Raw genomic sequence first — 17,259 nt, forward strand, 5'->3', positions numbered from 1 at the left:
AGTATTTTAACGGGAAAGGCAAATGGTGAGCCACCAGTAAATCGCTGGTCCTAGTGGGTTCGATTCCCACCCCGAAATTTTAGGGTGCATTAAAAAATTATTCATAATTTATTCATAGTTAATGCACTTCACAGGACTTTAAATTTTATTGTTTTAGTCCTCACAAAAATTTCGCGGGTGGCGTAACCTTCTTTCGCTACCCTTATTATGAGGAGGAGTAGAGATGCTGAAACAGCGAGATTTACAAGATTGTTCTGTACTTTTTGAACTTATGGTGCATCCTGATGTCTTTCCCTTTGTGCGCCATAAAGCAAATTCGTACGAAGAATTCTTATTTATCACAAAACAAGCAATCGAACTAGAAGAACAAGGAAAAATGATATCAAGAACAATCTTAGATGAGTGGGGTAACCCTATTGGTAACATTTCTTTACATGATATTGAAGATGGATATGGGTTTTTAGGAACTTGGTTAGGCAAACCTTTTCACGGAATGGGTTATAATAAACCTGCAAAAGACGCGTTCTTCCATGAGTTATTTCACGATTTAGGAATCAACTCTATTTTTATGCGTATTCGTAAAGTTAATAAACGCTCTTTTTATGCTGCAAGTAAACTACCATATGCATCATTAGCAAATGAATCACGTAAATGTTTATACGATGAAATAAATCAAAATGAAGAAATTTACGATTTATTTGAAATTACTAAAGACAATTATTTATTGCATACAATGCGTGAAGATTACCAACAACATGAAGTTACACATTTAAAAGAAGCATAATTTAGTATACCAGCCACAAAAAATGGAGAGACTTACTAAGGATTTTATAACTTAGCGAGGTGTTTTTTGTGGAAAAACGAAAAGATAAAACGAGACGTAATTTAAGTTCTACTCAAGAAGTATTATATGCAAAGGAATTTAAGAGAGCTGATCGTGCTGCAGGTTATACTAATTTTAATGGCATAGGCAAATAATTTTATTCAAAAAGGCTTTCTTAGGAAGCCTTTTTTATTTTTCTAGAATAACTTTATAACAAGAAATGCTCCTTGTTAACATCTTTCAAAATTTACAATATCTTAATTAAATTTCACTTGATTCAATAATATAAACCGAAGACGGTCTAACATAATATTCCTTACTAAGTTTTTCTTTTATTCGATGCATTTCATCTTCTATTTTTTCTCCTCGAACAAAAGATCCCCCTTCGATTCCATTTTGATCATCTAGTAAAACATACCAAAAAAATCGAAACTCCTTCATTAAAGTTCACCCTTTAAAATAAGAAACTATAAATAACTATTTTTCATTATATTCACTAACCTCAAATTTATTTTAGTCAATCGTCTAAATAATAATAAAAAGCTTATAAAATAAACTGTCCTTTAAATGTTAGTCGCCTACTAACATTTAAAGGACAGTTTAAGGTAATTCGTTTTATTAACAAATTTGTAATTCTTTCTTTTGAGTTAATAATTGGTAAGCATGATTCACACTTTCATTTGATGGTGGTTGAATATCTTTTAAAGGATATTTTAATCCTAATGCTTCCCATTTGTAGACTCCTAATTGATGATAAGGTAGTACCTCTACTTTCTCCACATTATCTAATTTGTTTATAAAATCACCTAGTTTTATTAGATTATCTTCTGAGTCGGTGATTCCAGGAACTAAGACATGTCTAATCCAAACCGGGATATTTTTTTTGTCCAAGTATTTTGCAAAACTTTTAATCTGCTCATTTGATTTCCCCGTAAGTTTTATATGTCTTTTTTCATCAAAGTGCTTTAAATCTAATAATACTAAATCGGTATATTCTAATACTTCGTCTAATTTTAAAAGAAAGCTTGGGTCAGTACTGAAACATCCTCCAGATGTATCAATCGTTGTATGAATCCCAATTTTTCTACAAGATTTAAACAGTTCTAATAGAAAGTCTAATTGTAATAATGGTTCTCCACCACTAACCGTAACACCACCTCCAGATGATCTCATAAATGGAATATACGTCTTGATATCCTTCATTAAATGATCAACTGACATTTCTTTACCTGCTCCAAGTTTCCACGTATCTGCGTTATGACAATATTGACATCTTAATAAACATCCTTGCGTAAAAATCACATATCTAAGACCTGGTCCATCGACAGTTCCACAAGTTTCAATTGAATGAATATTTCCTGTAATCATTGTCATTCTCCTCTGCACTGATTTTTTCTTTTTTTAGTAATACATTAGAAGCCCAGTGAAGCATGTCCTTCACTAGGCTTGAAACACAGAGATTTCTACATAGAACCGTGGAAAGTTCTATTTATTACGTCAATTTGTTGTTCCCTAGTTAGTTTTATGAAGTTAACTGCATAACCCGACACCCTAATCGTTAATTGCGGATATTCTTCAGGATGTTCCATCGCATCCATTAATGTTTCTCGATTGAACACATTTACGTTTAGGTGATGACCACCTTTTTCAGTATAACCATCTAACATTGCTACTAAGTTTAATATTTGTGTACTCTCGTCCTTACCTAAAGCTTTTGGAACGATTGAAAAAGTATTTGAAATTCCATCTTGTGCATCTTCGTAAGGTAATTTCGCTACTGAACTTAATGATGCTAGCGCTCCATTTGTATCGCGTCCATGTAATGGATTGGCACCAGGAGCAAATGGTTCACCTGCTTTTCTTCCGTCTGGTGTATTACCTGTCTTCTTACCATAAACAACATTAGACGTAATCGTTAGTACTGATGTTGTATGAATTGAATTACGATATGTTTTATGCTTTCTTACTTTTGCCATAAAGCTTTCTACAAGTTCTACAGCAATATCATCTACAAGATCATTGTTGTTCCCGTACTTTGGATACTCTCCCTCAATTTCAAAATCAACAACGATTCCATTCTCATCCCGAATGGTTTTAACTTTTGCATGCTTAATAGCTGATAATGAATCAGCACATACTGACAAACCTGCAATACCTGTTGCCATCGTACGTTTTACATTTGCATCATGTAACGCCATTTCAATTCGTTCATAACTATATTTATCATGCATATAGTGAATACAATTTAATGTATTAACATATAAGCCCGCTAACCAATCTAATAAAACGTCGAACTTAACCTTTACTTCCTCATAGTCAAGATATTCAGATGTAATCGGGGCATACATAGGTGCTACCTGTGCTTTTGACTTTTCGTCCTTCCCCCCATTAATCGCGTATAATAGTGCTTTAGCAAGATTTGCACGTGCACCAAAGAATTGCATTTGTTTACCGATTGTCATAGCGGAAACGCAACATGCAATACCATAATCATCACCATATTCCGGACGCATGATATCATCATTTTCATATTGAATTGAACTAGTTTTAATTGACATTTTAGCGCAATATTGTTTAAATCCATCTGGTAATTTTGATGACCAAAGGACAGTTAAGTTAGGTTCTGGAGCTGGTCCTAGGTTATCTAAAGTATTTAAAAAGCGGAATGAATTCTTTGTTACAAGTGGACGACCATCTAAACCTATTCCACCGATTGACTCTGTTACCCAAGTAGGATCGCCAGAAAATAATTCATTATAATCAGGCGTACGAGCAAACTTGACTAATCTCAGTTTCATTACAAAATGATCGACTAATTCTTGTGCGTCTTGTTCAGTTAAAGTATTTTCTTCAAGATCTCGTTCAATATAAATATCTAAAAATGTTGAAACTCGTCCTAAGCTCATAGCAGCCCCATTTTGCTCTTTTATTGCTGCTAAATAGCCAAAATATAACCATTGGAAAGCTTCTTTTGCATTGGTTGCAGGACTAGCAATATCAAATCCATGTTTTGCAGCCATTTGTTTCAATTCATTTAATGCACGTATTTGTTCATTAAGTTCTTCACGATCTCGTATTACTTCTTCTGACATAACACTTGTTGTTTTATTTAAAGTATCAATTTTATCTTTAATCAGTCGATCTACCCCATATAACGCTACCCTTCTATAGTCACCTATAATTCTTCCACGACCGTAAGCATCAGGTAGACCTGTAATAACACCAGAACGTCTTGCTGCTTTCATTTCTGATGTATAGGCATCAAATACGCCTTGATTATGTGTTTTTCGAAATTCTGTAAATATTTTACTTATTTCATCATCAACCTTATATCCATAAGACTCGCATGATGCTTCAGCCATTCGAATCCCACCAAATGGTTGTAATGATCTTTTAAACGGTTTATCTGTTTGGAATCCAACAATTTGTTCTAATTCTTTTTCTAAGTATCCTGGCTCGTGTGAAGTAATCGTAGATACAATTTTTGTATCCATATCTAAAACTCCGCCATTTTCGCGTTCTTCTTTAGATAGTTTAAGTACAATATCCCATAGTTTGTTAGTTGCATCCGTTGGGCCTACAAGAAAAGAGTCATCCCCAACATATGATTTAACATTTTTTTGAATAAAGTCCCTTACATCAATCGTTTTTTCCCATCGTCCAGTTTCAAATTGTCTCCATTGTTCCATCGTATTACTCCTCCTCTTCTGCAATAATACAGAAAATTAATTAAGTATATAACAGATTACGTATTTAATTTATCATACGATGAACCGAAACAACCGTTTGGATTATGAACATATTGTGAAATATTGAACAAAGTAGTCGGAAGATTAACTCATATAAACATTTAATTCTTTCCACTAAATGACAGTTGCTTCATATATATAGTAATTCAATCTGAAAACTTTCCAGTTAATCCACAAACTGTTATACTCTAAAGATAGTAGCTGTATTAGCAAATTCATGAAAATTTGTGGACAAGACATTCACAATCCAAATATGCGTTAATACTATGGTTAATAAACAAATGAATAATCCAACTGAACAATGTTTATTTAAAGGAGTATTGTATGAATACAAAACTGAATCTTTCTAGTTCGATTAATGAAAAATTAAATTTAATATATAATGAACAAATTCAAAAAGTTCTAAAAGAAGAGCAACTATTAATCGGAACAAAACAATATGTTTCTCAAGACAAAACGATTTTAGAAGATGCAATCACTGCCCTTCTTCTTGGTAAAAATATATTATTAAAAGGTCCAACCGGAAGTGGTAAAACGGTTTTAGCTGAAACTCTTTCAAAATTGCTTTATCAACCGATGCATAGCATAAACTGTTCAGTCGATTTAGATTTAGAAGGTATTGTTGGATACAACACAATCGCCTCTAATACGAACGGATCTGAAGTAGTATTCATCGATGGACCTTTAATGAAAGCAATGAAAAAAGGTCATATTTTATATATCGATGAAATTAACATGGCTAAACCAGAAACATTACCATTACTACATGGTGCACTTGATTATCGAAAAATGATTACAAATCCATTTACTCAAGAAGTAGTAAAAGGTAACGAAAACTTTAGAGTAATCGCCGCAATAAACGAAGGATATGTAGGAACAAGTGAATTAAATGAAGCTTTAAAAAATCGCTTCATTATTATAGATGTTCCATATATTAACGGGGAATCATTACTTCAGTTATTAAAAGATGAATCTGAGCTAAAAGATGAAGAACTACTGAAGAAATTCACAAGCTTTTCAAGTGATTTAATTCCATTAGCAAGTGAAGGCAGAATTAGTGAAGATGCAGCAAGTATTCGTGGTGTTCTTGATGCATGTGATTTATCTGTTCATATACCAGTACTACGAGCAATTGAACGCACAATTATCGCTAAGTTAAGTGATGACATTGAACGTGAGACTGTTAGAGAACTAGCTGAAAGTTATTTTCTTTCTTGAAATGAGTGATGATTAACATATGAAACAAATCATTTTTAACAATAAAAAAATCGACGCTTCCACTTTTCTTCAAATGGAAAATTTATCGATTTCTCTTTCAAAAGATCGTAATTCATTTTTAGAATTTGATTTTCAGGCGTATTACGACGATGAAGAACAAAAATTTACTGTAAGTCATTTTTGGGATACACAAGAGCATAATACACAGTTACAAGGTTTGAAATCAGATGTGTACTTAAAAGCTTTAGGTAATAAACATTACTCAGATTTTAGAGAATTCAAAGAAACACTAAAGGAATTACAAGAAACTCATTTAAAAAGTTTTTTCACACAATTGTTTGTCCTTCTTGAGGATATCCGACTTGAAGAGTTAATTATTCATCAAAGACCAGGTACAAGACAATTATTTTTAACAAGAAAAAAAATATATAGACATTATTTTCAATCACAATTCAAAGCAAATGAAATGCGTAATTTCCAATTAGATCAATTGTTTTGTTTAATTTATCTTTCACTTACTTCTACTCAATTAACTTATCAAACGAATGAACAACTCGAGGATATTCTACCCATCCTCTTCCAAGCGTTTGAAGCTAAAAAAACAAGTGATATTTCTTCTATTGTATTTAGAGTGCAACAGAGACTACTCTCACTGTATAAGGAAGATATGATTCACACATATTTTGGCTATTTACCGTTAAATAAAATTAACGAATTAGCCTCATGTAATAGTAAGGTAAAAGAGCTTCAAAATGATGACCAGCAAGAGGGTCTTGATGAAAGAAATAGCGAAGATGAAAGATTATCAACCTGGCATAGAGAAAGTAAAAATAACGAAACAGATGATAATTTTTTACGATTTGAAGTTGAAAGTGGTACAAAAACTTCTATTAAAGCAAACTTTGCACGAGAAGAAGAGGCCAGCGATCAGGCAATTGCAAATGCATTTGGTTCCTCCAAGCAAGGAGAGAATAAAAAATCAAAACAAACTGATTCATACGAAGCTTCGAATTCATCCTCTTCTCAGCAAAATCCTTTTGGGAAATATAATAGTAATGTTTCTATTATATATAAAGAAGCAACTGGGCAAACAGTTACTGAGAAGAAACAGTATTCTACATTGTCTTCAATGGTATCTAAAGATGTTAAAGATCTAAGAAAAACGATTGAAAAATCATTAGAAAATAAACAAAATGCACCTACAGATAAATACTATGGTAGGTTAAACAAAAAATGGATTCGACTTTTCACTGAAGAAAATCCTAAAATGTTTTATAAAAAACAAACTGAATCGAAAGAATTAGATGCTGTTTTTTACTTGTTAGTTGATTGCTCTGGATCGATGTTTAATAAAATGGATGAAGTAAAGAAAAGCGTCATTTTATTCCATGAAACATTAAAACAATTAAAAATCTCTCATAGCATTAGTGGCTTTTGGGAGGATGCTTCAAATGCTACAAAAGAAAACAAACCTAATATTTTACATCAAGTCATTCCGTTTTCAAGCTCTTTATCACCTTCTGTAGGACCAAATATCATGCAGCTCCAAGAAGAAGAGGACAATCGTGACGGCTTAATGATTCGAATTGTTTCAGAAGAACTCGCTAAACGTTCGGAAAAGCATAAATTTTTGCTCGTATTTACAGATGGCGAACCTTCAGCATTAGATTATTTCCAAGATGGGATTATCGATACGCATGAAGCAGTTAAACAAGCTAGAAAACTTGGAATTGAAGTAATTGGTACTTTCATTGAGGAAGAAGAACATCAAGAAGAAACTTCACAATTAATGAAAAATATTTATCAGCACCATTACTTAATCGCTTCAAACGCAGAAGATTTAAGACTACAATTAAAACCAATGTTAAAAAAATTATTATTAAGAAGCATAGAGTAAGATAGTTGTCCATAAAATGAAAAGAAATAGGCTGGAGCAAACAAAGCTCTAATAACTTGATGATCAGACTGATTCCAGGCGCTTGTCTTTCAAGTCACGAAGGCTGATGGGGAGCAGATTTCCCATAGACGGTAATGACAGACCAAGTAACGAAGAAAGCTAGTGCTTGTCAACTGCCTGATCAGCTTACTAGTAGCCTATTTCTTTTTATTTTATAAGGAGTTAGAATATTTTGTCGAACGGATTTACATAACGATATCGTATTTCCTATTGATTTTTAAAATTAAACGGAGTACGATAAATTTTGACGACTTAGAGAGATGCATATTTAAAAGAAAAGCTAGTGAATGACCGCTAGTTTGTTTTGTATTTAAGGGGGATTAGGACTATGCCTACTTCAATTAAAGCAACATTTTCACGTGTACGATTCGTATTACTGGTTGCGTTAGTAGTTTGGCTAAAAACGTATATTGTTACTCTGTTTGGATTCGATTTAAAAATTGATACAGTCTTTCAAAATGTAATATTATTTATTAGCCCTTTGGCATCCTCATTATTCCTTGTAGGGATCGCACTTTTTTTCAAAGGGAAAAAACGGAATACGATCGCGCTTTTGATTAATTTCATTTTAACCTTGCTATTATGTGGAAACGTTTTATTTTACGGATTCTTTAACGACTTTATAACATTACCAGTACTATTCCAAACTAGTAATATGGGTGATTTAGGATCAAGTGTAAAAGAACTAGCAAACTTTAAAATTCTATTTATGTTTATTGATATTCTTATCCTATATTTAATCTCAAAGAAATTTCCTAAATTTTCAAACACTGGTCGAGTACCTTCATTTATGAAGTCAACTTACTATTTAATTACGATTGCAATTGCAGTTTTAAACTTAGGTTTAGCTGAAATGGAAAGACCTGAATTACTTACTCGTTCGTTTGATCGTGAAATGCTTGTAAAAAATCTTGGATTATATGTTTACCAAGGTTATGATTTATCACTCCAAACAAAGACTTCAACACAAAAGGCCTTTGCGGATAGCAGTAAATTAACTGAAATTGAAAACTATGTAAATAGTAACGGTGTAAAAGCAAATGCAAAGCTTTTCGGTAAATATAAAGGTAAAAATGTTATTGTTATTTCTTTAGAATCAATGCAAAATTTCACAATTGGCGCAAAGGTTAATGGTAAAGAAATAACTCCATTTTTAAATAAATACATTAAAGAAAGTTATTACTTTGACCACTTCTATCACCAAACAGGTCAAGGTAAAACATCTGATGCTGAGTTCATTATTGATAACTCTTTATATCCGTTAGACCGTGGTGCTGTTTATTTTACACATGCAAATAATGAATATATGGCTACACCTGAAATTTTAAAAGATCACGGATATTATTCAGCTGTTTTCCATGCAAATAATAAAAGCTTTTGGAATCGAAATGTAATGTACCCTTCTTTAGGTTACGATCGCTACTTTAATGAAGTAGATTATAATATTACCGACGAAAACTCAGTAAACTGGGGATTAAAGGATGAAGATTTCTTTAAACAATCGCTTCCTCTTTTATCGCAAGTGAAACAACCGTTTTATACTAGATTCTTAACTTTATCAAACCACTATCCTTTCGTACTTGATCCCGGGGATCAATACATTGATCAATATAATTCTGGTGACGAGACACTTGATCGTTATGTAACGACAGTACGATATATGGATGAATCAATTAAACACTTTATTGAAGGTTTGAAAAAATCAGGTCTATATGATAATACAATTCTTGTTATGTATGGTGATCATTATGGAATTTCTGAAAACCACAATCGTGCAATGGCTCAGTTCTTAGGTAAAGACGAAATTACTCCATATGACCATATGGATTTACAACGTACGCCACTTATTATTCATTTACCTAAGCAAAAACAAGGTCAAACAATCTCGAAGGTTGCTGGTCAAATTGATGTAAAACCTACGATTCTTCATCTGTTAGGCGTTGATACAAAAACAGATATTGAATTTGGTAAAGATTTATTTAGCCCAGATTATTCGGAATTTATTGTTTTCCGTGATGGAAGCTTCGTTACAAGTAAATATTATTACGTAGCTGGCTCAAATGAATTTTATAATCGATTAACTGCTGAAAAAGAAGAAGTTCCTGATCAAGAAGCGAAACTATTAATTGATAAAGCAAAAAAAGAACTAACACTTTCAGATAATATTGTTTACGGTGATTTATTCCGTTTCTACAGTGGCAACAAGCATAAAACAGGTACAATGCAAACAATAACTGAACCAAATAAGTAGAAGGTACTTCAAAAGAACCTACAGTCAAGTATATAATTTTTTAGTTTTTTACACCGAGAGATGCTTTTACAAGCATCTCTTTTTGTTATAATATGTTATTTATACATAGTTTTTTAATTAAAATATAGAAGGAGGATATTAATTGTATAAAAACTCTAAGTTATTATTTTGGACGATCGAACTACTATTATTATTCTTAGTATTATTCGTTGGAACAAAAATATCATTCTTATTTCAACCAATTGTCATTTTAATTAGTACTTTATTCGCGCCAATACTTGTCTCAATCTTTCTATATTTCCTATTTGCACCAATAGTTGATTTTTTAGAGCGAAAAAAAGTGCCTCGCTCAATAGGCATTCTTCTTCTCTATCTCGGATTAATCTTAATTGCTGTAGTATCTATCATTAATGTATTCCCAACCTTAACTGAACAATTTAAAGATTTAGTAAATAATATGCCAACAATTGTAAATGAAGCAACAAATAAGATTGGCCTATTAGAGAAGTGGTTAGGAAGTCAAAACTACGTTGAAATTAAAGATTTAGAAAAGAAAGTTGCAGACTATGCTCTAGTATTTATCGGTGGCATAACTGGTGGAATTGGTGCGTTTTTCAATATTTTAAGTAATGTAACGTTAATCATATTAACGGTTCCATTTATACTGTTCTATATGTTTAAAGATGGTCATAAGTTTCCAGCTGCGATGTCTCGTTTTTTACCACAAAGCTTAAGGAATGAAGCGATTCATATTGCAAATGAAACTAGCGAAACATTGGCTTCTTACATTCAAGGTCAAACGATTGTTTGTATTTTTGTTGGAATTGGAACATTTATTGGATATAGTATTATCGGAATACCGAATGCCTTAATTTTAGCGTTAGTAGCTGCTATTACAAATATTATCCCTTACTTTGGACCGTTTATCGGTGGAGCTCCTGCGGTGATCGTTGCGGCACTAATTTCTCCAAAATTAGCGTTATTTGTTGTACTAATCATTGTAATCGTTCAACAAATCGATTCAAACTTAATCTCACCTTATATCATGGGGAAAAAATTAAATATTCATCCTTTAACGATTATTCTATTATTATTATTCGCTGGTAACTTTGCTGGTGTACTTGGTATGGTTTTAGCTGTACCAACCTATGCAATTTGTAAAGTAGTGATTGTTAATATAGCTAGGATCATCAATTTAAGGAAAAAATCAAAATTCGCAGATAAGATTATTGATGACGACATTGAAACAAATATCGAAATAAACATTAACAACGATAACGACCAAAAAGAATAAAAAGGAGCAAGAATAATGAAGTTGGAGTGATATGCACTCTTAATACTTCAGTTATTCCTGCTCTTTTTTTACAACTTAAACGTCTCTCTTCCCTGTTCTCTATTTAAGAGCCATTCTTTCCTCCACAGTCCACCAGCATAGCCAGTTAACTTACCATTTGACCCAATAATGCGATGGCATGGAACAATTATACTTAATGGATTTCTTGCATTTGCATTTGCAACAGCTCTTACTGCTTTTGGGTTCCCTATACGACTAGCAATATCTGCATATGAAGCAGTTTCACCATATTTAATTTTAACTAATTCCCTCCACACACTTTCTTGAAAAGGAGTGCCTTTTGCAATCGATTGAATACTAAATTCCTTCCTAGATCCACTGAAATATTCAATCAATTCATTTCCTGCATCCTTCAAAGAAGGTGGTACTATTTTTTGAATTTCGTCATTCTCTTCTTTGACAAAATCAATGTATGCTACCCCTTTTTCATTTCCAACGATCCTTAATGTACCTAACGGAGTGTCTATATAAGCTGTATCTAATTGGGTCATTAATCATTCTCCTATGTATTAAATTAGATTATTTATCTTTTGGAAAGTACTCCATTGCTTCAATACATTGATTATAACCGTTCCGCTGATAAAAATTAACTCCTTGCTCGCTTGGCCAAACTATAACAAATTCAAACTTCATTTCGCTTACCCATTTATTAACTTTGGAGATTAATTTTCCTCCAATCCCCTTCCCACGATACTCCTTTAATGTATACACATTCGTCATATAAGCAAAAGGATTAGTCACTCTACCAGGCCGGGGTACTTTTTGAATAAGTTCAATATACATATGGGAAACAATTGTACCTTCTATTTCAGCAACCCATATATACCATTGTCTACCGTTCATTGCATTTAGTAAAAAATCATGACATTCACTGTAAAAGTCATTGTATTCACTCTCTTTTATTCTTCCCGTCTCGAAATCTTCTAAAGTAAAGTCCCATCTCATCTTAATTAACTGATCAATATCTTTTATTTCTGCTAATCTATAATTCATTATATCCCCCCTTAATCCGCGGTACCTAAAACATCAGTATTAGGTGGAATATAACCCATCTGGCGAGCCATCGAGACAATTTGTCCTTTATGATGATATTCATGTGTGATCGTATGTACTAGCAATTTCATCGGTGTGATCGATATTTCTTCATTATGATCTCTCCATGGAATCTTTCTAACAATTGGTTTATTCAAATGTTCAGCTGTCATATCCAATAATTCACTCACGAATAAATCAGCTTCTTCAAATCTTGATTTAATATCATTGAGATTAAGATTTACAACGTTTTCCTTTGGTGTAATTGGCTTTTTCGTTTTCAATAATATAAAAGATCCAATCCATGCAATATAACATTCAGCCATATGTAGTAGCGTTTCTCGAACACTTTGAAAACCAAACCCGTCTAATTTACGAGTAAAATCCTCTGGCTTTAATTCACCACAAAAATTTAACAATGCTTCACGATTTTCTTTTACCCATTGATATTCCTTCAAATTCACTGCAACCACCCCTTACAATTTCGATTAATTAAGCTATTCTACCAAGTGGTAAAAATCACCTTTAAGCTAAAAAAATAAAAGGTCTGTATATACCTACAGACCTTGTTGTGTTTATACAAATAACTTTAAACTTACTTGAACAATTAATAAAACAGAAACTGAAATTAATAGAATTCTAGCTAGCTTCATTGGAACAAATTTTGCAAATCTTAACCCAACTTGATTACCAACAATTGAAGCAGCAGCCATCGTCACAGCAATTTTCCATTGGAAGTGACCTGTCATATAAAATATGATAAATGCGGATAAACAACTACCAAAATTCAATACTCTAGCCAACTGAACTGCATTAACATATGTAAACCCTTTTTTAATAAAATACAAGATTGCAAATGTAGAAGAACCCGGACCGAAGCCCCCATCATAAACACCAATGCCAGTTAAAATGCCCCTATCTAGAAATGTTTGCTTTTCAACACCGCTTTTATTCGTTGTTTCATAGTTCCACTTTTTACTTGCAAAAGTTAACCATAATGAACCAGTTAATAAAACTAATGCCACGATATTCATTACATGTTCATCTAACATACTCGTTACAAATGCACCAATACCCCCACCAATAAACGAAACGAATATAAATTGAAAAATGACTGAGGCCTTAAAATCTTTCTTTTTAATTGTATAAAGGATACTACTAAACGACCCCAAACCTGAGGCAAACTTATTTGTAGCAATACCAGTTTGAATAGGAATACCAAGAAAAATCATCATCGGGAGTGTAATTAATCCTCCACCACCTGCTAATGTTCCAACTACTGCAGCGCCAATTCCTAAAATAAAAAGTAATAATAATGAGTCCATTTTCCTATCTCCCTTTTTTGCGTCTATCCTTACTATACACATAATATTCAAAAAAAGGGAAACTAAAGACCTCATTATATGTGAATGATTTATGTATAGCAGGACAAAGGCGAGAAATTAAAAGAGGGTTGGGACTTTATCACTAAAGTGAGGAATGTGATGAAATGTTAAATTTAATTTAAGAAAGCACTGCAAATAAGTGTGAGTGGACTGTATAAAAGAGGACTAACTGTGTTATTGAATGGAGTATTGATGTAAATTAACGTCGAACTGAAATTAAATGTAGAAAATCGAAAATAAGTTAGAAAAATATCTATAGTGGTACAGGTATTAAAACGTAATTAGTAGGTTGAAGTAGCCAATTTTAACTGGAATAATAGCTAAATCGTTCAAAGTATTCTCTAATCGAAGAAAAAACGAAAAAATTTGCTAGTTTACTATAAAGAGTTGCAGTAAAACCCCTTACAAATGAATAGTACTGACGAGTTACCACATCAACATAAAAAGGGCTTGTCCATATGTCAGGTTAGCCAGACTTATGGACAGCCCTCTAGTTAAAAAATACTCAAGTTATATCGGGAAGCTAGTAACTCTAATAATTTTATACCGGCTATACTATTTCCTTTTTCATCAAGTGACGGTCCATAAACACCAATTCCAAATCGGCGAGGTACCGCACCCATAACACCGCCAGAAACACCACTTTTAGCAGGAATTCCAACTTTAATTGCAAACTCACCAGATGCATTATACATTCCACATGTAACCATAAAAGTGTTACAAATCTTTGCAATTTTTTCAGGTATAAGCTGCGTTTTAGAAATAGGATCCCATCCATCAAGCGCAAAAATAAGTCCGATTCTCGCCATTTCTAAACAGTTAACTTCAATTGAACATTGTTTAGTATATAAATCTAGTAACAATTCGACATCCTCAGTAATAATTCCATACTCTTTCATAAAGTAACAAAGGGATCTATTCAAGTGCGCTGTTTCAAATTCAGATGCAGCAACTTCTTTCGAATAAGATAGATCTTTATTATCTGTTAAAATCCTCATAAAGTTTAAAAGTCGTTGAAAGCGATCTTTTATACTATGACCTTTAATCATACTTGTAACAGCCAAGGCTCCCGCATTAATCATTGGGTTTAACGGCTTTCCAGCAGATCTAACCTCTAATTTTGCAATTGAGTTAAACGGATCACCTGTAGGCTCCATCCCTACTCGCTCAAATACAAAATCTTCTCCACGATCCATTAAAACTAAAGCGAGCGAAATTACCTTCGAAATACTTTGCAAAGTAAAACGAATGCTCGTATTTCCAGCCTCAAAATGTCTTCCATCAGGCAAAAACACAGCCAACGATAAATCCTTTTTATTTGCCTTTGCAAGAGCAGGAATATAATTGGCTACTTTTCCATACGGAATAAACTCTTTTGCCTCTTCAATAAGGGCTTTCAATTCCTCTAAATTGTGTACTTCTTTTTCCTCTCGATATCCATTCTGCGTCATAATATCACCTGTTTATTTAATTTTTAAGGGAAAAGACCTTCCCAAAATCACTTTATAAGATTATTCCTACAACTATTAACTACCTACACTTCACGTTTTTCTTATCTACTTCTTCTACTAGATCTGCCGTCATTTCTTGATTTCCCTGCACTTCTTGATCTTCCAACATTTTCTGTTCTTTCGCCTCTCCTAGAATTCCCCGCATTTCCCGTTCTTTCCGCTCTACCTGCAGTTCCTGTTCTTTCTGCTCTGCCCGCATTTCCCGTTCTTTCCGTTCTACCTGCATTTCCTGTTCTTTCTGCTCTGCCTGCATTTCCTGTTCTTGCCGCTCTGCCTGCATTTCCCGTTCTTTCCGCTCTACCTGCAGTTCCCGTTCTTTCCGCTCTGCCTGCATTTCCTGTTCTTTCTGCTCTGCCCGCATTTCCCGTTCTTTCCGTTCTACCTGCATTTCCTGTTCTTTCTGCTCTGCCTGCATTTCCCGTTCTTTCCGCTCTGCCTGCATTTCCCGTTCTTTCCGTTCTGCCTGCATTTCCTGTTCTTTCTGCTCTGCCTGCATTTCCTGTTCTTTCTGCTCTGCTTGCATTTCTCGATCTTTCTGTTCTGCCTGCATTTCTCGATTTTTCTGTTCTGCCTGCATTTCTCGATCTTTCGGTTCTGCTGGCATTTTCTGTTCGATCCGCTCTGCCTGAGCTTTCGCCTCTTTCCATTTCTATTCTCTTAATTGAAAGATTAAGTTCTTTTTCAATTACTCTCATATCTTGAAAATCTTTTGGAGTAGCAAATGTTATCGCAATACCAGTATCTCCCGCACGTCCTGTTCTTCCAATTCGATGTACATAGCTTTCTGTATCCAACGGTATATCATAGTTGAATACGTGAGTAACACCTTCGACATCTATTCCTCTAGCTGCTACATCTGTTGCTACGAGATATTGTATTTTAGCTTCGCGGAACAATTTCATAACTTTCTCGCGCTTGCCTTGGGTTAAATCTCCGTGTAGTTCTTCAGATAAAAGACCTTTTCCTTTTAGCTGTTCATTTAATTTATTAGCTCTTCTTTTTGTTCTGCAAAAAATGATTGCTAGAAACGGCTCTGCCTCTTTGATTTGGTTCAATAAGGCATTAAATTTTCCGCGATCTGTTGTTTCAATAATTAATTGTTCAATTTCGTCTAATGTAATTCTTTTAGCTTTTACTTTAATAATTTCTGGTTTTTTCATGTAACGCTTTGCAAGTGATTGGATTTGATCTGGCATTGTAGCAGAAAATAATAAGGTTTGTCTCGATACAGGAGTTTGATTGATAATATCTTCTACCTCGTGTAAAAATCCAATATGTAACATTTGATCTGCTTCATCTAGCACTAGAAAATCAACTTTATCTAATTTTATTGTTCCTCGTCTTAGATGGTCTAAAAGTCTACCAGGTGTTGCAATGATTAAATGTGCACCACTTTTCAGTTTACGAGCTTGTTGTTCAACATCTTGTCCGCCGTATACAGCAAGTACTCCAAAATCTTCACTAACAATCCTTTTAGCCTCAGCAGTAATTTGAAGGGCCAACTCCCTAGTTGGAGCAACGACTAATGCTTGTGTATGTGGTAATTCTAAATTAATTTTTTCAAGGATTGGAAATAGAAATGCAAATGTTTTACCAGTTCCTGTTTGTGCCTGCCCTATTAAATCTTTACCTTCAAATACGATTGGAATTGCCTTCTCTTGAATCGGTGTAGGCTCTGTTATCCCTAATTCAGTTAAATATTCAATTAATTCCTCACTTAAACCTAAACTAGAAAATTTATTCATTATATTTACCTTACTTTCTATTTTCTATCATTATAAATAATAATGGTTGTTTCATATATTTGTTCAAAAAGTGACTTATTCATTGTATCACATCGTTTATTAATCTTTTAAAATTATTCTTATATAACTGTATATGTATAATTGATTAGATTCTTCTGCATCAAGTTATTTTTGACAATTCCTTGGTAAAATAATCAAGGGTTACTGAAAATTAGGATATTGGAAAAAATAAGG

At 33.3% G+C, this 17,259-nt stretch carries 15 protein-coding genes; 6 read left to right on the plus strand and 9 right to left on the minus strand.

The features are described from left to right. Positions 1-223: 223 nt before the first annotated feature. Positions 224-784: a GNAT family N-acetyltransferase gene (locus RAH41_RS18010; RefSeq protein WP_025671591.1), complete on the plus strand. Its 561-nt coding sequence runs from the start codon at positions 224-226 to the stop codon at positions 782-784. 68 nt (positions 785-852) lie between these two features. Then, on the plus strand, positions 853-978 hold the full coding sequence (locus tag RAH41_RS18015) for a YfhE family protein (protein ID WP_331224439.1): 126 nt from the start codon (positions 853-855) through the stop codon (positions 976-978). A 106-nt stretch (positions 979-1,084) separates the two neighbouring features. Here RAH41_RS18015 and RAH41_RS18020 read toward each other — a convergent pair whose 3' ends face one another. The 3 genes from RAH41_RS18020 to pflB form a co-directional block, all read right to left on the minus strand. Continuing rightward, entirely contained in the window at positions 1,085-1,264 is a 180-nt protein-coding gene (locus tag RAH41_RS18020; RefSeq protein WP_331224441.1) for a hypothetical protein, read from the minus strand. 177 nt (positions 1,265-1,441) lie between these two features. Beyond that, entirely contained in the window at positions 1,442-2,191 is a 750-nt protein-coding gene (gene pflA, locus RAH41_RS18025) for a pyruvate formate-lyase-activating protein (RefSeq protein ID WP_331224442.1), read from the minus strand. A 95-nt stretch (positions 2,192-2,286) separates the two neighbouring features. Next, the gene (pflB, locus tag RAH41_RS18030; RefSeq protein ID WP_331224443.1) at positions 2,287-4,512 is read right to left on the minus strand and encodes a formate C-acetyltransferase; all 2,226 of its coding nucleotides are present in this window, start codon (positions 4,510-4,512) and stop codon (positions 2,287-2,289) included. Between the two features lie 384 nt (positions 4,513-4,896). Between pflB and RAH41_RS18035 the strand changes: the two genes are divergently transcribed. From RAH41_RS18035 to RAH41_RS18050, 4 genes are all read left to right on the plus strand, one after another. Continuing rightward, a complete protein-coding gene (locus RAH41_RS18035) occupies positions 4,897-5,790 on the plus strand; it encodes a MoxR family ATPase (protein WP_331224445.1) in 894 nt (297 codons plus the stop codon). A gap of 19 nt (positions 5,791-5,809) precedes the next feature. Next, positions 5,810-7,687 carry a VWA domain-containing protein gene (locus tag RAH41_RS18040; protein ID WP_331224447.1) on the plus strand — a complete coding sequence of 626 codons (1,878 nt, stop codon included), beginning with the start codon at positions 5,810-5,812 and terminating at the stop codon, positions 7,685-7,687. A gap of 388 nt (positions 7,688-8,075) precedes the next feature. Further along, positions 8,076-9,998, plus strand: coding sequence for an LTA synthase family protein (locus tag RAH41_RS18045; protein WP_331224448.1), 1,923 nt, complete (start codon positions 8,076-8,078; stop codon positions 9,996-9,998). 142 nt (positions 9,999-10,140) lie between these two features. Beyond that, entirely contained in the window at positions 10,141-11,292 is a 1,152-nt protein-coding gene (locus RAH41_RS18050) for an AI-2E family transporter (protein WP_331224450.1), read from the plus strand. Between the two features lie 68 nt (positions 11,293-11,360). On the opposite strand, the gene RAH41_RS18055 is transcribed toward RAH41_RS18050, so the two are convergent. From RAH41_RS18055 to RAH41_RS18080, 6 genes are all read right to left on the minus strand, one after another. After that, on the minus strand, positions 11,361-11,843 hold the full coding sequence (locus RAH41_RS18055) for a methylated-DNA--[protein]-cysteine S-methyltransferase (RefSeq protein WP_331224452.1): 483 nt from the start codon (positions 11,841-11,843) through the stop codon (positions 11,361-11,363). Between the two features lie 28 nt (positions 11,844-11,871). Beyond that, entirely contained in the window at positions 11,872-12,345 is a 474-nt protein-coding gene (locus RAH41_RS18060; RefSeq protein ID WP_331224455.1) for a GNAT family N-acetyltransferase, read from the minus strand. 11 nt (positions 12,346-12,356) lie between these two features. Then, positions 12,357-12,848: a DinB family protein gene (locus tag RAH41_RS18065; protein WP_331224457.1), complete on the minus strand. Its 492-nt coding sequence runs from the start codon at positions 12,846-12,848 to the stop codon at positions 12,357-12,359. A 111-nt stretch (positions 12,849-12,959) separates the two neighbouring features. Beyond that, the gene (locus tag RAH41_RS18070; RefSeq protein ID WP_331224459.1) at positions 12,960-13,709 is read right to left on the minus strand and encodes a sulfite exporter TauE/SafE family protein; all 750 of its coding nucleotides are present in this window, start codon (positions 13,707-13,709) and stop codon (positions 12,960-12,962) included. A gap of 554 nt (positions 13,710-14,263) precedes the next feature. Then, on the minus strand, positions 14,264-15,220 hold the full coding sequence (gene glsA, locus RAH41_RS18075; protein ID WP_331224460.1) for a glutaminase A: 957 nt from the start codon (positions 15,218-15,220) through the stop codon (positions 14,264-14,266). Positions 15,221-15,321: 101 nt separating this feature from the next. Next, complete coding sequence (locus RAH41_RS18080) at positions 15,322-17,025, minus strand: DEAD/DEAH box helicase (RefSeq protein ID WP_331224461.1); 1,704 nt, start codon at positions 17,023-17,025, stop codon at positions 15,322-15,324. Positions 17,026-17,259 lie beyond the last annotated feature (234 nt).

This window comes from Gottfriedia acidiceleris (assembly GCF_036421055.1).
GTDB classification, from domain to species: Bacteria; Bacillota; Bacilli; order Bacillales; family Bacillaceae_G; genus Gottfriedia; species Gottfriedia acidiceleris_C.